Genomic DNA, 17,770 nt, shown 5'->3' with positions numbered 1-17,770 from the left:
CGGCGGAGCCTGTCGGGCCCTGCCTCTGGTGCCCTCAACTACTGCACAGGCTCCAGGAATTCGAGCCGGTTACCCACAGGGTCCTCGGAGTGGAAACGCTTGTGGCCCGGCAAGTTGTCGTCCCAGACGACTGGGGCGCCACGCTCCTCCAGGCGGGCGGCATACGCCTCGATCCCGGTGACCCGCAGCCCCGGGTGAGCCCTTTTCGCCGGCCGGAAGTCGTCCTCGATGCCCAGGTGGAGCTGGACCGGGCCGGCCTGGAACCAGCAACCGCCTCGGGCCGCGAGGATCGGGGGTTTGGGTATCTCGGTCATGCCGAGCACCTGCTCGTAATACCCCCGCAAACGGTCCTCGCTGCCGGGCGGGGCGGCGAGCTGTACGTGGTCGACGGCAACGAGCATCGGACCGGTTCTCCTTCTTGTCGGCGGGAACTCATGGCCCCGCATACCGCCGGTCACCCTGCCCGAATCCCAATTGCTCCCAAGCTCGTTGGCCAGGTGCGGGATGACGTCCCGGGACGGAGATTCGGCCCGGAAGGAGCGGACGGGCCGTCGTCGGACCGGCGGCGCGTCGCGCGGCGGCTCGCCTGCCGCCGGGCGGCCGCGCCGCCGCCTTACAGGGGGAGCCGTCTCAGCTCGTCTGGGCCTGGTCGTACAGCGTCTTCGCGACGTCGCCGAAGTACGGCCCGAACATCGTGTTCGGCAGGAAGTTGTAGCCGAAGCTGTTCACCGACGCCTGCAGCCCGGTGCCGGTGGACTCGTCGAACGAGGTGAACCAGGGGCCGCCGCTCGAACCGCCGGTCATGTTGCAGGAGAGGCCGTGGTCCTGGGTGAGGAGGAAGTCCTTGGTGGTGTTCCCGCTGCAGTGGATGAGCTTTGTGCCGTCGTACGGCGAGGCGGCCGGGAAGCCGAAGGAGTACATGCGCTTGTTGTAGCCGCCGTTGAAGTCCAGGCCCTGGCCGCCGACGACGTCCGTCAGCCGCTTGCCGTCGAGCGGGCCGACGACGGCGGCGCCGATGTCGTTGTTCATGTCCTCGCTCGCCGTCCACTGCGGAGTGGACAGCGTCTTCGTCGCCGCCCAGGTGCCGTAGGGGGCCTGGCCGTCGTGATAGCCGGGGACGAACGTCCAGTTGGTGTGCCAGTTGCCCTGGTACTTCACACAGTGCCCGGCGGTGAGGACCGTGCTGCCGTTGCCGCTGGTGACCGCGTCGCCGGAGCAGGACGCCGTGCGGCCCTGCATGGTGAAGAACACCCGGCCCGACGTCTTGACCACCGCGCCGCCGCCCGTCCAGGGGCCGCCGGCCTGCGGGAAGGAGCGGACGGCGGTCGGGGAGTGAGCGGTTGTGGGGGCGACGGTGGTGTGGCGGGCGCCGTCCGTGGCCGGGACGGGCGGGGGCGCGGGGCGGTCGGTGGTGATGTCGAGCGGGGTGGCCGAGCGCATCCGCTCGGGCGTCCAGAAGGCGGCGGCCCGCTGCCGCGCCTCCGCCGTGGCGGCGGCCGTGTGCTCGGTGGCCGTGTGCCCGGTGACAGGCGGGGGCGCGGCACCGGCGGCGCCGGTCCCGAGGCCGGGTACGGCCAGGGAACAGGCGGCCAGCAGGGCGCCCGTGGCGATGGCGGTCGTGCGGGGGTGTCGTCTCACGCGTACTCCCTCTGCCGTGGCCGGCGCGCGGTGCGCGGGGCGGCCGTGTGGGGGCCGGACCGTGCCAAGTACGGTCCGGGCAGACGAGCGGTGCGACGTGCTGTGCGGAGGTGCTGTCCCGGCGAGTCGTTTCGACGTTTCGGTTTCGTACGTTTCCGACTCGTCGTGCCGGTTTCGACGTTGCGTCCGGAGGAGTCCGGAGGAGCTCGGAGGAGATGCGTGTCGACAGCGTGTCACGAGCACGCCGGAATTGACAGGGTCGCGTCAAGACAGCTCAGGTCGGTCCGTTCGGCCCCGAGCCGCGTCCGGCCGTGACGTGAATCCGCCCGCCCCAGGGCGAATCCGCCCGGCCTCGGGCGGGATTCGCCCGGTTTCGGACCGGATCCGCCCGGCCTGGAGGCGGATCCGCCCGGTCCGGGATCGAACCCGCCGGTCCGGGGTCGAACCCGCTCAGCCCGGATCGAACGCCGCTCACCCCACATCGAACGCGTTCGGCAACCCCAACCGCAGCCGCACCTCGTCCCGCCGCTTGACCGCCTCCAGCTCCGGCGCCCGGTACAGCGGCGTGATCACGCAGCGCTCCGCCGCCGAACCGTCCTGCTCCAGCAGCGCGTTGACCGCCGCCCGCGCCGACGCGTTGGCGCCCTCCATCGTCGCCAGGTCGATGTCCGTGGCCACGTAGTCGCCCGCGAGGAAGAAGTTGGGGATCGCCGTACGGGCCTCCGGGCGGTTGCCCCAGGTGCCCACGGGGTGGATGAGGAGCTGCTCGTCGTTCGTGGCCTCCGCGTCCGGGCCGCCGAGGCGGACCGCCGGGTCCAGGAACCAGGAGTGCAGCGCCGAGTCCCTGAGCACCGTCCGCCCGGTGTCGTTCAGGCTCGCCTTCAGCTGCGCCCACACCTCGCGCGCCACCTCCTCCCGGGTGCACTGCTTGGCCGAACGCCCGTAGAGGATGCCGGGCTTGTCCCACTCCGAGACGTCGCAGGACAGACAGTCGGCGACCGTGCCGTCCCCGTAGTCCCGGCGGACGTCCCGCCCGGCCCAGAACTGCGCCTGCGCCACGGAGGTGATCGACCAGGGGGAGTCGATGTGGTTGACGTGGCCCTGGACCACCGGCGTCGGCTCGGTGAGGTAGAACTGGATGCCCGTCATCCAGTCCGTCCGCAGCGCGTCGCACCGCGCCAGCCGGGGGTCGGCCGCCCGGACCTCCGCGTTCCAGGTGGTACGGGCGTGCTCGACGGGGAGGGCGGAGACGAAGTGGTCGGCCGTGACGGAACGGCGTTCGCCTCCCCCGTCCGCGATCACCGCCTCCGCGATCCGTCCCCCGGCGAGCCGCAGGTCCCGTACCTCCCACCCCGTGTGGAACTCCACGCCCAGGGAGCTCAAGTACGTCACCCATGGGTCGATCCACGCCTCGTTGGTCGGGGCGTTGAGCAGCCGGTCGGGCGGGCCGTCCGCGCCCCGGCCGAGCAGGTTGAAGACGAACGCCTCGGCGCAGGTCGCCACCGTCTTGGCGCTCGCCACCTCGGCCTTGGTCGCGACGATGTTCCGGGTCAGGCCGATGCAGAGCAGCCGCTGGTAGTCCGGCGACATGCGCGCCGCGCGCGTGAACTCCCACCACGGCGTGCGCTCCCACTCCGTGCGCCGCCGACGCTCGCAACTGGTGAACCAGACCAGCAACCGCCCCGCGAAATAGGCGATCTCGCGGGGCGGGATGCCGGTGAAGGTGTCCAGCAGGGCCGTCAGCGCGCGCCGGAGCTCGTCCGGGGTGAGGACGGGCGGCGGGGTGCCGGGGTGGGCGAACGGAAGCCGGATGTCCTCCTTCCCCGTCCGGGCGATCAGCATCTCCCCGGGCGAGACGAGGTTGTCGTGGCAGCCGTTCCGGTTGCCGGGGAACGGGATGCGGCGCAGCGTGTCGGGCAGGTTGTGGTAGATCCCGGGGATGAAGCGGAAGCCGTGCTCCCCGGGCAGGGGTCTCCGTCCGCCGCGCGCGCTGCCCGGTACGTCCATGCTGCGGGCCTTGCCGCCGAGCGCGTCCTTGCGCTCGTACACCGTCACCCGGTAGCCGCGTTCGGCGAGTTCGTGGGCGGCGGTGAGGCCGGCGACGCCGCCGCCGAGCACGGCGACCGTCCGTCCGGCGCCCCCTCGGCGTCCGACGGTCCGGGGCGAGGGGGACGACGCGTTCGCCGCCCCCGCCGTCCCGCCGAGCACGGAGGCCGCGGCGGCGGCCGTGAGCCCTCCCACGAACGTCCTGCGAGCGGTGCCCTGGTGCTCCATGCCTGCTTCCACACTCTTCGTGCCCAGCTCGACCATGGGAATCACAACCCCCTACCGTCGGTAACACGTCGTGTGGCGCAGGAGCATAAGGGCGCCTCCCCCTTCCCGACCCCGGTCGGACGCCAACCGCCGCCGGCCCGCTGCAGGATGGCCGGAACCCGGCGTCGGGGCGGGGGAACGGGCCGCCCGGCCGCCCCGGCGAGGGAGGGTGCCGGGGCGGGTGCGGGTGCCGGGGGACCCGGCGGGAGGCGAGGTCTCCCGCGGTGGCGTGAGCCCGCGCCGCCGTCGCCGGTGGCGCGGCACGCGGTCCGGTCTCGACGGCCGGGATGCCGCCCCGCCCGGACACGGCGAGGGACCGGCGACGGCGAGTCACCGGCCCCGCGCGGTCGTCCGGGGCCTCCGGAGGCAGGTGGCCTTCCGGAGGCGGGTGTCACACGAAGGCGCTGTGCCCGGTGACGGCCTTGCCGACGATGAGGGTATTCATCTCGCGGGTCCCCTCGAACGAGTACAGGGCTTCGGCGTCGGCGAAGAACTTCGCGATCTCGTACTCGAGGACGATGCCGTTGCCGCCGAAGAGCTCGCGGGCCCAGGCGACGCACTCGCGCATCCTGGCGGTGGTGAACGCCTTGGCGAGGGCGGCCTGTTCGGCGGTGCTCCGGCCGGCCTCGGTCAGCTGGGCGAGGCGGACGGTCATGCCGAACATGGCGGTCACGTTGCCGAGCATCTTCACCAGCAGGTCCTGGACCAGCTGGAAGGCGCCGATGGGCCGGCCGAACTGCGTACGCTCCACGGCGTAGGCGCGGGCGAGTTCGTAGGCGCGCACCGCGACCGCCAGCGCCTGCCAGGCCACCCCGCCCCGGGTGCGGGCCAGGATGGCGGCGGTGTCGCGGAAGCCGTCGACCCGCTGGAGGCGATCGGCCTCCGGGACCCGCACACCGTCGAGGGCGATGTCGGCGTTCTGCACGGTGCGGAGCGCGATCTTGCCCTCGATCTTGGTGGCGGTGAAGCCGGGGGTGCCCTTCGGCACCACGAACCCCTTGACGTCGCCGTCGGCCGTGTCGCGTGCCCAGACCACCACGAGGTCGGCGAACGTGCCGTTGCCGATCCACCGTTTGGCGCCGTCGAGGACCCAGGTGTCGCCCTCGCGCCGGGCCGTGGTGCGCATGCCGCCCGCGACGTCCGAGCCGCCCTCGGGCTCGGTCAGGGCGAAGGCGCCGATCTTCCGCATCGCGGCCATGTCCGGCAGCCAGCGCTCGCGCTGCTCGTCGCTGCCGCCTCCGTGGATGCTGCCCATCGCCAGTCCGGTGTGGACCCCGCAGAACACCCCGAGCGAGGGGTCGACCCGGTTGAGTTCCAGGGTGAGGAAGCCGGAGAACAGCGCTCCGCGCTCGCGGCCGTCGCCGAACTCCGGGTAGGTGTAGCCGGCCGGGTTGATCGCGGCGATCTTCTCGACCGCCTCGAAGGGGAACTCCGCCCGTGCCCAGGCGGCGTCGGCCAGCGGTTTGATCTCTTTTTCCAGGTGGTCGCGGATGGCGGCCAGTTCCGCCCGGTCGGCGGCGCCGAGCAGGTCGGCATAGCCGAAGAAGTCCGGGGTGGGGTCGGCGGGCTTGGGCATGAGGTGACTCCTTCTCCTTCAGAGGGGGACGGTGGGGTGCGGCCCCGCCGGCCCCGCGGGTGTCGAGCGGTATCGGACGGGCGCTTCAACGGCGCCGGACGGGCGCTTCGGCACCGCCGGCCAGGCGCTTCGGCACCGTCGGACGGGTGCTTCAGCTCTGTTCGGCCCGGCGCAACGCCTCGTTCAGCGCGAGCTGCTTGCGGTCGCGCAGCGCGGCGCGCCGCCGGTACGCCTCGGGGCCGCTCCCGTACGCGGCCTCCGTCTGGGCGACGAGCACGGCGACGGCGTCGGCGTCCAGCTCCGGGTGGCCGAGCCGCCGCCAGCCCTCGGCCAGGCCCGGGCCCAGGTGCCGCATCATGTGCCGGATGCCGCCGGGGCCGCCCCCGAGGTGGAAGCTCTCGAACGGGCCGACGGCGGCGTAGCGGCCGCCCAGCGAGGTCTTCATGACGGTGTCGAGGTCGGCGGCGTCGAGGACACCGCTCAGGACGAGGTGGAACGCCTCCTGGAGCACGGCGCTCTGCAGCCGGTTGGCCGCGAATCCGGGCAGTTCCCCGCGCAGCCGCACCGGCGTCCTGCCCAGCGACCGGTAGAGGGCGAGGGCCTCCGCCACGGTCTCCTCCGCGGTGCGCTCGCCCGGCACGATCTCCACGAGCGGCACGACGTGCGGCGGGTTGAAGGGGTGGGCGACGAGCAGCCGCGCGGCGGCGGTGTCCGGCAGCCGCTCGGCGATGCGGGTGGCGACGATGCCGGAGCTGGAGGTGGCCAGCAGCGCGTCGGCCGGGGCGTGGCGGGCGACGTCGGCGAACAGCCGCCGCTTGAATTCCACGTCCTCCGGCCCGTTCTCCTGCACCAGCCGCGCGCCGGCCACGGCCTCGGCCGGGTCGTGCGTGGTGCGGATGCGGCCGCGCAGGCCGGCCGCGTCGCTGCCGGGGAGCCCGGCGGCGAGCATCGGCAGCGCCTCGTCCACGGCCGCGTCCAGGTCCTCGCGCGGGTCGGTGACGGTCACCTCCCAGCCGTACGCGGCGAACAGCGCCGCCCAGGAGAGGCCGATGGTGCCGGCGCCGACGACGGCGGCGGTGCCCGGCGGGCGGGTGCCATGAGCGGGTGTCATGAGGGGGCCTCCTCGGTGAGGTAGTCGTGGACGGGAACGGCCGGGGCCAGGGTGAGATCCGTGACGACGTGGCTCGCCGAGACGATCCCGAGCACGGGCAGGTCCGCCAGCGGCGCCAGGACGTGCGCGAACAACTGGAGCCGCGCGGGCCCGGTGTACGCCTCCTTGACCGTCAGGTCGGAGATCCGGGTGCGGACCAGCTCGCAGACGCGCGGGGTCCCGTCGTAGCCCGGGACGACCTTGAGCATGTACGTGGGCACGGCGATCCGCTCGCGGGCGGCCTCCGGGTCGAGCGGGCGGTGCTTGTAGCCCATCGTGGCGGTGGCCACCCGTACGCTGCCGTAGTCCAGCGTGCCGACCAGCGCGGCCTGTTCGGTGAACAGCGCGGGTCTGCCCATCGCCTTGGGATAGGCGCCCACTTCGCGGCCCGCGGCCGTGGCCGCGAAACTGTCCAGGTACATGGCGTGCAGATACTCGCCGCGCTCCGCCCCGAAACGCACCGCGATCGCCTGCCCCGCCTCGACGTACGGGCCGTAGGACGTGACGTCGCCCATTTTCATCACCTCGAACCGCACCAGCGGTTCGCCGGGGTCGACGCTCAGCGGCTCGGGCACCACCGCCCGCAGCGCGTCCGGGTCGGTGCGGTAGACGACGCTCAGGTACTCGCGGTCGGTGAAGCGGACGGCGGCGGGGGCGTACGCGGGCGCTGTGACGGGCGTGTCGAGGGTGCGCAGGACCTGTGCGCGGTTCACCGTCCGCTCCACTCCGGCGCGCGCTTCTCGGTGAAGGCGCGCACCCCTTCGGCGAAGTCGGCCGAGCGCAGCAGCGCACCGGTCTCGGCGGCCTGCGCGGCGAACGCCTCCCGCTCCGGGACCCCGTCCGCCCGCCGGACGGTCCGCTTCACCGCGGCCAGGGCCAGCGGCGCGTTGGCGGCGATCTCCTCGGCGAGTTCCAGGGCGGCGGACAGCGCCCCGCCGTCGGGGGTGACACGGTTGACGACGCCGAGTTCGCGGGCGCGCGCGGCGGTCACCGTACGTCCGGTGAGGAGGAGTTCCATCGCCAGGTGGTGGGGGACGCGCTTGGGGAGCCGGACGGCCCCGCCGCCCCCGGGGATCAGCCCGCGCCTGACCTCGGGGAGCGCGAAGGAGGCCCCTTCGGCGGCGACCACCAGGTCGCAGGCGAGGGCGAGTTCGAAGCCGCCGCCCAGCGCGTGGCCCTCGACGGCCGCGATCAGCGGCTTGGACGTGATCGCCTCGACCAGTCCGGCGAACCCCTTGCCGGGCACGGTCACCTCTTCCCCGCGAGCGGCGGCCTTGAGGTCCATGCCCGCGCAGAAGGTGCCGCCCGCGCCGGTGAGGACGCCCACCCGCAGCCCGGGTTCGGACTCCAAACGGTCCACGGCGGCGGCGATGCCCCGCGCGACCTCGGCGTCCACGGCGTTGCGGGCCCGCGGCCGGTCGATGGTGACGACGAGGGCGCCGCCGACGGTGCGGGTACGGACGGACTCCGGTGCTCCGGTACGCGTGCTGCCGCTCACCGTCCCGCCTCCCCGCGGGCGAGCTCGTCGAGCACCTCGTCGGTGTGCTGGCCGGGCAGCGGGGCGTGCCGGCGCACCGAGGCCGGGGTGGCCGAGAACACCAGCGGTATGCCGATCACGCGGTAGGCGCCCTCGGTGGGATGCTCGGCGACGTCGAGCAGGTGGCCTTCCCGCACGTACGGGTCGTCGGCGGCGTCGTCGAGGCGCAGCACGGGGCCGAAGGGGACGCTGCGCCGGGCGCAGACCTCCGCCCACTGCGCGGTGGTCAGCCGGGGCGTCACCGACTCCAGCAGCTCGGCCAGGTCCTCGCCGTCCCGCGTGGAGTCGATGAACTCCCCGTTGACGCGCGGGTCCTCGGCGAGGTCGGGGCGGCCCGCGGCGACGAACAGGTCACGGAAGTTCTCCGGGCTGTACGGCATGACCATCGCCAGGCCGTCCTTGGTCGGACGCGCGCGGTGCCCCTTGTTCATGGACAGCGGGAATCCGGTCGGGCCCGCCGGCGGCTCGAAGGTCCGGCCCTGCAGGTGCTCTACCAGGTTGAACGCCAGCAGCGTGTCCACCATGGGCACTTCGACGTGCTGTCCGCGACCGGTCGCGCGCTGGTGCACGAGGGCGGCGAGGGCCGCGTACACGATCGTCAGCGCCGCCACCTTGTCGCCGAAGATGCTCGGCAGCACCACCGGCGCCCCCACGTCGCCCGCGCGCTGCGCGAGGTCGACGAGCCCCGAGGCGGCCTGCACCGTCTCGTCGTACGCGGCCAGCCCGGCCCGGTCGGAGCCGGAACGGAACCCCTGCGCGTGGACGTGGACGAGGCGGGGGTTGACCGCGGCGAGGCTGTCGTGGTCCATGCCCAGGCGGCGCAGGGCGCCGACCCGCATGTTGGTGATCAGGATGTCGGCGGTGCCGATCAGGTCCAGTGCCCTGGCGCGTTCGCCCTCGTCCTTGAGGTCGAGCCGCACGCTGCGCTTGTTGCGGTTCACGTTGAGGTTCAGCGGGGTCATGCCGGGCGTGCGGTGCAAGGTGCCGATCCGTACGGTGTCGTTCGGCGACTCGATCTTGACGACGTCGGCGCCGAGGTCGCCGAGGATCTGGGCCGCGTAAGGGCCCATGACCACCGTGGACAGGTCGACGACGCGCACCCCGGCGAGCGGGCCGCCCGGTGCGTCGGTATTTCCAGCGGATTCCATCACCACTCCAGCACGGAAGACGGGACAGGGACAGGGAAAGGGAAGGGGATTCGAGAGCTTCACGGGTTTTCCCGGTGACAGGAAAAACGCTAGATCCGCGGGACGGGAGAACCCAAGCGATCAGTGACACCGATGCGCGAAAAACGGCGTGACCGGGGTGGTCACGCCGTTTTCCGGGGCGAGGTCGGAGGGGAGGGCGCGATGGGGAGGGGAGGCGGGCGGGTGAGGCCGGTCAGCGGAGTTCGCGGGGAGGGCGGGGAGGTTGAAGATCAGCGGCCGGAGCGGCCGGAGCGTCGGAAGCGCCCGCGGAATCGGCGGAGTCGGCGGAATCCGCACAGTCGCTCCCGGAAGCGCCCCGGGATACATCGAAGGGGCCGGCGAACTCCTCACCCGCCGCGCTGGTCAGGGCATGCAGGTCACCGTCCGGCCGGGCACGGTCGCGGCGCCAGACCAGACCGGTCGCCAGGGCGGGCGAGAAATCGCGGAACGGCAGGACGACGCTCGTGTCCTTTCCCTCCCCGCGGCTGCCCGCGCTGAGCAGGGTGATACCGAAGACCGAACCGTTCGCCACGATTTCACGCACACTGGCGTAATCCCCGATATCGAGATTGATCTCCCGGTGGATTCCCGCGGCTTTCAGCCGCACCTTGATCTGGTCGAAATAGGTCGGGAGTGTGCCGGGCGCGGACGTCACATAGGTGTGATCGGTGAGTTCGCTCAACGACACCGAGCTCCGCCCGCCGAACTCGGCGCCGGGCAGCAGCGCGCCCAACGGCTCGTGCAACAGCTCCAGCACCTCGATGCCCTCGGCGTGCACGGGCAGGTGCACCAGCGCCATGGCCAGGTCGCCACGCTGGACGGCGGCCACGAGGTTCCCGCTGTTGCCGGGCCAGCGCTTGACGTCGTACGCGTCGGCGCAGCGCGCCTCGAGCCGCGCCAGTCGTTCCCGCAGCAGCGGGTGCAGGGCCGGCACCACCCCCACGTACGCCGCCCGCCGCTCCGTTCCCAGGGCCTGGCGAAGCCGCCAGGGAAGGTCGTCGAACCGGCCCAGGACGTCCTTCGCCGCCGGCAGCAGCGCCGCACCGGCGGGGGTCAGCGCCACGTGATGCGAATCCCGGTCGAAGAGCTGCCGGCCGAGCTCCCGTTCCAGGTCCCGTATGCGCTGGCTCAACGGCGACGTGGCCATGTGCAGTTGCCGCGCGGCGCGGGAGAAACTGAGGTTCTCGGCGACCGCCACGAAGTAGCGCAGGTGAAAGATCTCCACTGCCGGACCTTATCGAGGGTGGGTGAGGGGCCGTGGTCGGCGGGGGTGCGGGGGAGGAGCGGGCTCGCGGCGGCGCTGTCGGCTCGACGTCATGCACTTCCGGCGCCGACGGCGGCCCGGCCCGGCACCGCGCGACCCCGGCCGTCACCCGGCGGTCCCCTACCGGGGCGGGTTTCGCCTGGCTCCCCGGGCGGGCTTCGCCGGCCCCCTGGAGGTGGGTCTCGCCGGCCCCCCGGATGCGGGCCTCGCCGCCGCCCGCGTCCTCGCCGTGACGTCCCCGCCCGCGCCCCCCTGCCCACGACAGGATGGCCGGAACCCACCGTCGGGGTGATTGAAGGCCCCTCCGGCCGCCGGGACCATGGAGGGGGACGGTGAGGACGGGCGTCGGAGGCCCGGGGAGCCCGGGGAGCCGGGCGGGAGGCAAGGTCTGTGGGACTGCGTATCCATTTCGGCAGCGACGACGTCGCCCGCACGCGGCTGGCGCAGACGCCCGACCCGATGTGGGAGGTGCTGCTGAGCCTGCACATGCTCCAGACCACCGACGGGCCGCTGGTGTTCGACCGGTGGCGCCGCGAGGTCCGGGGCCGGCTCGACCCCGGCGCCCGCCGTCTGCTGGCGCTGGCCCCGCCGCGCGGCTACTCGCCGGACTTCCTCACCCCGGCGGCCGGCGCCGGCGGCCTCGACCTCGGCGTCAGCGCCCTGATGTCCACCCCGCGCGGCCGGCTGCGCGACGACCTCACCCAGTTCGCCGTCTCCCAGGGGCACACCGCGCCCTGGATGCGCGGGATCGCCGACGGCGACCTCGACGCGCTCAAGGGCCTCGGAGAGGCAGTCCGCTCGTACTACAGGGTGGCTCTCGCGCCCCACTGGTCACGGGTGCGCGCGGAGGTCACCGCCGACATCGCCGCACGCGGTCGGATGACGCGGACCGTCGCCGACCTGCCGTCCGGCGCCTTCGACCACCTGTTGCGCACCCTGCACCCCACCCTGGAGTGGTCCCCGCCGGTACTGATCATGCACGGCCCGCACGTCGAGGGCGACCTGCACCTCGACGGCCGCGGGCTGCTCCTGCTCCCGTCCTTCTTCTGCTGGCGCAAACCGACCATGCTGCGCGGCCGCGACCTGCCGCCCGTCGTCGTCTACCCGATCGAGCACAACCCGTCCCAACTCCTGACCGGACGCGAGGCGTCCGGGCGCGGCCAGGCGCTCGTCGCCCTGCTCGGCCGGACCCGGGCGACCCTGCTGGAGGCCGTCGCCGAAGGCGGCACCACCACCGAACTGGCCCGCACCGCCGACATCGCCGCCGCCACCGCCAGCCACCACGTCTCCGTCCTCCGCGAGGCGGGCCTGCTGATCACCCGCCGGGTGGGCGGCGCGGCCCACCACACCCTGACCCCGCTCGGCGTCCAGCTCCTCAACGGCCGCTGCATGGCGTGACATTGGCGCGACTGACATGGGTGTGCCTGACGTTGGTGTGCTCATGGCGGCCGCCTGACCAGGCGGATTAGATCCCCTTCGAATGTGATGGCCGATCCGTCCGCCCTGCCGGAAACTGGTCACCAGGGGGATGCGGGGGAGAGACGGGGGGCCCGACGTGACAGGACGTGAGCCGTTCGGCACCGGAGGGGCGTGCGCACGATGAGTGGGACACGCACCACCGGTCCGCGGGTGCCGACGGGGGTGAGCGCGGGAGTCGTCGTGTACGACCGCGACTCGGGCACCTGCGCCGAACGGCTCGACCCGGACGCGCGGTTCCGGTCGGCGTCAGTGGTGAAACTGCTGATCGCACTCGACCATCTGTGGGACCGCGGCCCGGCCGACGCCCTGCCGCCGGACGACCGCTCCCGGCTGGACGCGATGCTCGCGCGCAGCGACGACGACGCGGCCGGCCACTTCTGGGAGCGGAACGGGGGAACCGGCGTGATCACACGCATGGTCTCCCGTCTCGGACTCACGCACACCGCCGGACCACCGGCCGGCTACCCCGGCCACTGGGGATATTCGGCCATCACGGCGGCCGACACCGTCCGCGTCTACCGCTACCTGTTGGACGCGGCGCCGCCGCCCGTCCGCACGGCCGTGCTGGGGCCGCTGCGGCGGGCGACCCGGCTCGGTGCCGACGGATTCGACCAGTCCTTCGGCATACCGACCGCCTTCCCCCGTCCCTGGGCCGTGAAGCAGGGCTGGTCCGGCTACCCGCCGGCCAGTCCGGGACGAGGCGAGGTCGAGGGGGTGGACCTCGGCCGTCCCGCCCTGCACACCACCGGGTTGGTGGGCCCGGACGACCGCTGGATCGTCGCCGTCCTCACCCTGCACCCGGTCGGCACGTCCTACGCGGCGGCGGGGGAGACGGTGACGGGGATCGTACGGACGCTGGGGGTCCGCTGAGCGGCCCCCGCCGCGCACGCCGCCGCCCCATCACCGCGCATAGCCACCCCGGTCGGCCCCCGCGCGACGGCGACCGACCGGGGGCCAGCCCCCTCGGTCAGCCCTGATCGTCGCGGCGCTCAGTGGTCTCCGGGGCCACGACGAATCCCCTGACCGGGCGGTCGGCACCGCGCTCGCGGGCGAGGAGCCGGGCGCTCCTCATCACTTCGACGAGCTCCGCGTACTTGGGATCGGTCCACTCCATGGCTCCGTGCTCCTTCCGTTGCGGACAGGGTATGCGCTTCTGCCTGGGCGCTTGGGGATGATGACGATCGGCCCTCCGTCGTCCGAGTGTTGACATTTCGCCGCCACGTGCCGAGCCAGCCCGTGCTCGGGGCTGCCCCACAGCCCCGGGTCCACGAGAAACCCCGCCGCCTCGATCAGGGCGGTGGTGCGTCCGATGATCTCCGGAGCGTAGCGTCCGGCGTCCGGGCGTTCCGGTGTGTGGTGGACGAACGTCCCCAACTCCGCGCACAGATCGCGGTAGGCGCGGGTGTGGAGGATCAACGCGTGCCAGCCTTCGTCCACGACCCTGGACGGCACGATGGACTGTCCGGGGAACCGTGCCGCCGTGACGACGAACTTCAAAGCCTCGTCCACGATGCGACCGCACGTCTTGTGCGAGATATCCGGGTTGTTGTCCGCGACAGTGGCGCGAACGCTGTGGAAGGCGTCACCGAGAAGTGTCCGGACGTCCGCTGCCTCGGCTACCGAATCCGGTCCGGAAAGCGGCGCGGGTTGCGCAGATCGGGTCATGGTGCTCCTCTTCATGTGCGTGAGAATGTGGTTTCGGGTGAGGGAAAGCAGCGTTGGCCGTCTCGGTCGTCAAGTCGGGCGATCAGACGGGAAGTCGGTGACGAAAGCGCATGACGCCCTGAACGGTGATGACCGGCCCGCGCGGTACCGGCCCGAAATCGGGGGGGGCTCGACCGCCGGGCCGAGTGCCGCGTAGTCCTCGATGCGACGGACCCCGCAGCCGCCGCAGGTCAGCACGCCCCCGCTGGTCGTCCAACCGTCCACCTGGTGTCGGCAGGGGACCTTCATCGGCGGGTCGGCGCGCCGGGGTCGGCCGTGCGCGGGGTCCGTGCGTCGCTGTCGGGCATGGGCGCTCCTGTCGGTCGACGGCTGTGCCGTCAACCACCGTCCGGCACCGCGCCGCTGAAGCCCAGGGACGGCGTGGGCGAGCCGGTGGGCTCGCTGGGACGCGATGTCCTACCTCGTCTCGGGCCTATCCCTCGACCTGCAAACGGATGGCCAGGTCTCTGATCGGGGAGCCGCGCCGGAGCTCGCGTTCCCGCAGTTCGGCGACGAGGTGGCGGGCCGTGGCGTGGTACCGCATCCACTCGGGCGCCGCGCGCTCGGCGGTGAGCAGGGCCCTCGTCGCCGCAGCGTTCTGGCGCATCTCGGCGTGGGCAAGGGCGCGGTCCACGCAGTGCCGGGCGAGCCAGGTCGGCGGGAGGCTGGAGAGGTTGGGGATGCGTTGCGCGTGCCGAAGGGCCTGGTCCGGTTTCCCCAAATCGACGTAGGCGTTCACCGTCGCCACCCCGGCGTTCGTCGGTCCGAAGGGCGTGGCGTAGTCGAGCCGGTCGCTCCCGATCCGCGCGGCAGCGGCGGCGGCCAGGGAGAGCAGGTCCTCGGCGGTGTCGGCACGGTCGCCCCGGATCGCGGCGCTGGCGCCGCGCAGCAGCAGAATTCCCCACACGGAGAGGTCCACGGGCTCCGACCGGAACCCTGGCTCGATGCGTTCCGCCATCTGCACGGCCACCTGTTCGGCGTCCGCCACGCGCCCTTGTTTGGAGAAGATCCAGGACAGCGTGGACACTCCGATGATCTCCAGTCGGGGGTCGTCGGACTGCCGCGCGGCGGCCATGGACCGCTCCAACGCGGTGTAGGCGGCGTCCTCCTTGCCGAACGCCGTCAGCGTCGTGGCGGCGACCTGGTACGCCTCGGCGAGTACGGCGTAGGAGGCCGCGCGGTCCTCCCCGGTGTACGAGCGAACGGCGGCGCGCGCGTCGGCCAGCAGCGTCGGCAGCAGTGCCGTGATCTTCGTGAGCTCGCCCAGGCGCCGGATCCGTTCGGTGCTTCGGATACCGTCCCGCAGCTGGGCCACCGTCGGCGGTTCCGCTTCCTCTCCCTCGGAGTCGCTGCCGAGCGCCGGGAACTCATGCAGCGGCGTCACCGACTGCCGGAGTTCCAGAAGGCTGGCGGGCTCGGAACCGTTGGGGAGCTCCAGCACGGTCGGTGCGCCCAGGAGGACGGAGGTCTCGACGTCCAGCGCCCGCGTCAGTTTGTGGAGGGTGGTCATGCGAGCCGTCAGCCGCTGGTTCTGCTCCAGTTTCCGCACCGTGTCCGCGCTGAGTGACGCGGCCTCCGCGAGCGCCTCCTGAGTCAGTCCCCGCCTCGTCCGCAACTCCCGCAACCGGTCGCCGAGTGTCGTCGCCATGCTCCAACCCATTCAAAGAGCGGCACCACTTGAACGACCACTACGGTACGCCGACGGCGGGGACCGTGCTGACGCGTGCTGGTCCCTCCGGGACCCGCCGGCGTGGGAACGCCGTTACGGCGAACCGGCACTGTCGCACACTGCGCGTGAGCCGGCGAGCCCCTACGCGGTCGGCAAAGACTGCGGAGCCCATGCCAGGCGCGGGGCGCCGCGAACAGGCATCACGTTCGCCATGACCACCGTCCGGAAGAGCAGACCGTCCGGACGAACAGACGGCCGCGAAGCCCTCGCCGTCGGACCGGCAGCCCGCTCACCGGCATGTCCGGCGTCGCCGGAGGTCAGGGCGAAAGGAAAGGTGGACAGGCCGTCACGCTGTCATGTGGCGGGTGATCAGTTCCAGTAGGCGTAGCACGGCCGCGTCCGCTTCCGGTCGGTGCACCGCGACCAAGGAAGTCTCCAGATAAGGCGATGCCCCCCGCAGAGGGACGAAGGAAACCTCGGGCACCCCGAAGTCGCGCAGCTGTTCGGGCAGCAGGCTCACGCACAGTCCGGAGGCGACGTAGCTGAACAAGCCGGTGAGATCGTCCGACACCGCACGGCAGCGAGGGGTGAAGCCGGCTTCGTGGCAGGCCAGTTGCACCTGGTGGGCCAGGGCCGGGAGTGCCGCGGCATCGGGCAGGACGAAGTCCTCTTCACTGAGGTCGCCCAGAGCGATCTCGTCGGCGTCGGCCAGCGGGTGGTCGTGCGGCACGGCCGCGCCGATGCGCTCGACGGCGAAGTCACGGCTGACGAGGTCCGCCGACAGAGGCGAAGGGTCACGCAGGAACCCCAGGTCCAGTGTGCCGGAGCGGATCATCTCGGCGAGGGTGGCCGGCGAGTCCTGGTGCAGGTGTACGCGCAGGCCCGGCAGTTCCTCGGCGGCCGCCCTCAGGAGGTGAGGCAGGTAGTGGTGGCTGAGGATGCTCACATACCCCACCCGGACGTCACCGGCCAGGCCGCTGGCGACTCGGCGCGCTCGCTCGATGGCCGCGGACTGTGCGTCGAGCAGGCGCCGCGCGTCCGCGGCGAACGTCTCGCCGGCCGCGGTCAGCGACACCCCGCCCGGCCCCCGCTCGAACAGCCGCACCCCCAGTCCCCGCTCCAGGCGCTGGATCGACTGGCTCAGCGGCGGTTGGCTCATGGACAGGCGTTCCGCGGCGCGGCCGAAGTGCTTCTCGTCCGCTACCGCCAGAAACTGTTCCAGCAGGCGCCTGGTCAGGTTGATATCGTCGATCATATCGATCATGACGTAATCATATATTGGACAGACCTGGCTTGAGAGGTGTCCACTGGGTCATGGGTCCGCTCGCAGCGCCCTTCCCCCAGAAAAACTGATGCGCGAGAGGTCCGCACATCCGCGGACGACACCAGCCACCCATGCCATCGGCTGAGTAGCGCGCTCCTCTCCCCGGAGGCTTTGATGCAGAAGCAGGACGTCGCCCGGCTCTTCACCACTCCCGTGGATTCCCCCGCCTACGCGCCCACCAGGTACCGGTTCACCAACCGCGAGTACCTCAACGTCTACTACCGCACCGACCCCGAGGCGCTGCGCCGGCTGGTCCCCGAGCCGCTGACGGTGACCGACCCGATCGTCCGGTTCGAGATCATGCGGATGCCCGACGTCACCGGCCTGGGCGACTACACCGAGGCGGGCCAGCTCGTCGCCGTCGAGCACGAGGGCGAGGCGGGCGAGTTCAACCTCGCGATGTACGTCGACAGCGTCCCGGCGATCTCCAGCGGCAGGGAGTACAGCGCGTACCCGAAGAAGGGCGGCGCCCCCTCCCTCTACGTGGACTCGGACACGCTGGTCGGCACGCTCGACTACGGCACTCTGCGGGTGGCCACCGCCACCATGGGCTACAAGCACCACGCCATGGACCTCGACGAGGCCCGCGCGGAGATCTGCTCGCCCAACTTCATGATCAAGACGATCCCGAACTACGACGGAAGCCCGCGCGTGTGCGATCTCGTCCGCACCCAGGTCACCGACGTCACCATCAAGAGCGCCTTCACCGGCCCCGCCCGCCTGGAGCTCTTCGCCCATGTGATGGCTCCGCTCTCGGACCTGCCCGTCCTCGAGATCGTCAGCGCCGGCCACATCGTCACCGATCTGACCCTCAACCCGGTCCAGCCCGTCTACGACTACCTGGCCGCCTGATCCGGCAACGGATCGCCGAGTCATCTTCCACCACCAGTGACCGAGACGGCTCGTTCTCACCCTTCGAGAAAGGCTCG

17 protein-coding genes are annotated in these 17,770 nt (G+C 72.3%); 3 read left to right on the top strand and 14 right to left on the bottom strand.

Annotation, left to right across the window (positions count from 1 at the left end):
- Nucleotides 1-38: 38 nt before the first annotated feature.
- From ACH4PU_RS14205 to ACH4PU_RS14165, 9 genes are all read right to left on the bottom strand, one after another.
- Nucleotides 39-401: a VOC family protein gene (locus ACH4PU_RS14205; RefSeq protein WP_398271122.1), complete on the bottom strand. Its 363-nt coding sequence runs from the start codon at nucleotides 399-401 to the stop codon at nucleotides 39-41.
- Nucleotides 402-630: 229 nt separating this feature from the next.
- Nucleotides 631-1,638 carry a trypsin-like serine peptidase gene (locus tag ACH4PU_RS14200; protein ID WP_398271119.1) on the bottom strand — a complete coding sequence of 336 codons (1,008 nt, stop codon included), beginning with the start codon at nucleotides 1,636-1,638 and terminating at the stop codon, nucleotides 631-633.
- Between the two features lie 471 nt (nucleotides 1,639-2,109).
- Nucleotides 2,110-3,912, bottom strand: coding sequence for an FAD-dependent oxidoreductase (locus ACH4PU_RS14195; RefSeq protein ID WP_398271116.1), 1,803 nt, complete (start codon nucleotides 3,910-3,912; stop codon nucleotides 2,110-2,112).
- Between the two features lie 430 nt (nucleotides 3,913-4,342).
- Entirely contained in the window at nucleotides 4,343-5,527 is a 1,185-nt protein-coding gene (locus ACH4PU_RS14190; RefSeq protein WP_398271114.1) for an acyl-CoA dehydrogenase family protein, read from the bottom strand.
- Between the two features lie 151 nt (nucleotides 5,528-5,678).
- Nucleotides 5,679-6,638: a 3-hydroxyacyl-CoA dehydrogenase NAD-binding domain-containing protein gene (locus ACH4PU_RS14185; RefSeq protein WP_398271111.1), complete on the bottom strand. Its 960-nt coding sequence runs from the start codon at nucleotides 6,636-6,638 to the stop codon at nucleotides 5,679-5,681.
- Nucleotides 6,635-7,390: an acetoacetate decarboxylase gene (locus ACH4PU_RS14180; protein ID WP_398271108.1), complete on the bottom strand. Its 756-nt coding sequence runs from the start codon at nucleotides 7,388-7,390 to the stop codon at nucleotides 6,635-6,637. Before ACH4PU_RS14180 ends, ACH4PU_RS14185 begins: the two co-directional genes overlap by 4 nt.
- Nucleotides 7,387-8,175 (bottom strand): crotonase/enoyl-CoA hydratase family protein, encoded by a 789-nt coding sequence (locus ACH4PU_RS14175; RefSeq protein WP_398271105.1) that lies wholly within the window; start codon nucleotides 8,173-8,175, stop codon nucleotides 7,387-7,389. The genes ACH4PU_RS14180 and ACH4PU_RS14175 overlap by 4 nt, the downstream gene beginning before the upstream one ends.
- Nucleotides 8,172-9,362, bottom strand: coding sequence for a CaiB/BaiF CoA transferase family protein (locus tag ACH4PU_RS14170; protein WP_398271102.1), 1,191 nt, complete (start codon nucleotides 9,360-9,362; stop codon nucleotides 8,172-8,174). Before ACH4PU_RS14170 ends, ACH4PU_RS14175 begins: the two co-directional genes overlap by 4 nt.
- A 232-nt stretch (nucleotides 9,363-9,594) precedes the next feature.
- Complete coding sequence (locus ACH4PU_RS14165; RefSeq protein ID WP_398271098.1) at nucleotides 9,595-10,626, bottom strand: LysR family transcriptional regulator; 1,032 nt, start codon at nucleotides 10,624-10,626, stop codon at nucleotides 9,595-9,597.
- A 429-nt stretch (nucleotides 10,627-11,055) separates the two neighbouring features.
- Between ACH4PU_RS14165 and ACH4PU_RS14160 the strand changes: the two genes are divergently transcribed.
- Together ACH4PU_RS14160 and ACH4PU_RS14155 are read left to right on the top strand one after the other, a co-directional pair.
- On the top strand, nucleotides 11,056-12,063 hold the full coding sequence (locus ACH4PU_RS14160; protein ID WP_398271095.1) for an ArsR/SmtB family transcription factor: 1,008 nt from the start codon (nucleotides 11,056-11,058) through the stop codon (nucleotides 12,061-12,063).
- A 201-nt stretch (nucleotides 12,064-12,264) separates the two neighbouring features.
- Nucleotides 12,265-13,014, top strand: a complete 750-nt coding sequence (locus tag ACH4PU_RS14155) for a hypothetical protein (RefSeq protein WP_398271092.1) — start codon at nucleotides 12,265-12,267, stop codon at nucleotides 13,012-13,014.
- 97 nt (nucleotides 13,015-13,111) lie between these two features.
- Here ACH4PU_RS14155 and ACH4PU_RS14150 read toward each other — a convergent pair whose 3' ends face one another.
- The 5 genes from ACH4PU_RS14150 to ACH4PU_RS14130 all read right to left on the bottom strand — a co-directional run bounded on the left by ACH4PU_RS14150 (nucleotide 13,112) and on the right by ACH4PU_RS14130 (nucleotide 16,781).
- Nucleotides 13,112-13,258, bottom strand: a complete 147-nt coding sequence (locus ACH4PU_RS14150) for a hypothetical protein (protein ID WP_398271089.1) — start codon at nucleotides 13,256-13,258, stop codon at nucleotides 13,112-13,114.
- Nucleotides 13,216-13,824, bottom strand: a complete 609-nt coding sequence (locus ACH4PU_RS14145) for a glycine-rich domain-containing protein (protein WP_398271086.1) — start codon at nucleotides 13,822-13,824, stop codon at nucleotides 13,216-13,218. Before ACH4PU_RS14145 ends, ACH4PU_RS14150 begins: the two co-directional genes overlap by 43 nt.
- A 54-nt stretch (nucleotides 13,825-13,878) precedes the next feature.
- On the bottom strand, nucleotides 13,879-14,097 hold the full coding sequence (locus tag ACH4PU_RS14140; RefSeq protein WP_398271083.1) for a DUF6255 family natural product biosynthesis protein: 219 nt from the start codon (nucleotides 14,095-14,097) through the stop codon (nucleotides 13,879-13,881).
- Nucleotides 14,098-14,281: 184 nt separating this feature from the next.
- Nucleotides 14,282-15,496: a helix-turn-helix domain-containing protein gene (locus tag ACH4PU_RS14135; protein WP_398271080.1), complete on the bottom strand. Its 1,215-nt coding sequence runs from the start codon at nucleotides 15,494-15,496 to the stop codon at nucleotides 14,282-14,284.
- Between the two features lie 367 nt (nucleotides 15,497-15,863).
- Nucleotides 15,864-16,781, bottom strand: a complete 918-nt coding sequence (locus ACH4PU_RS14130) for a LysR family transcriptional regulator (RefSeq protein WP_398271078.1) — start codon at nucleotides 16,779-16,781, stop codon at nucleotides 15,864-15,866.
- Nucleotides 16,782-16,955: 174 nt separating this feature from the next.
- On the opposite strand from ACH4PU_RS14130, the gene ACH4PU_RS14125 reads away from it, so the two are divergent.
- Nucleotides 16,956-17,693 carry an acetoacetate decarboxylase gene (locus ACH4PU_RS14125; protein WP_398271075.1) on the top strand — a complete coding sequence of 246 codons (738 nt, stop codon included), beginning with the start codon at nucleotides 16,956-16,958 and terminating at the stop codon, nucleotides 17,691-17,693.
- Nucleotides 17,694-17,770 lie beyond the last annotated feature (77 nt).

The sequence above is a fragment of the Streptomyces sp. NPDC021100 genome, from assembly GCF_044333095.1.
Classification (GTDB): domain Bacteria; phylum Actinomycetota; class Actinomycetes; order Streptomycetales; family Streptomycetaceae; genus Streptomyces.
Note: the sequence above shows the minus strand (reverse complement) of the source record. Positions and strands in the feature narration are given on the sequence as shown.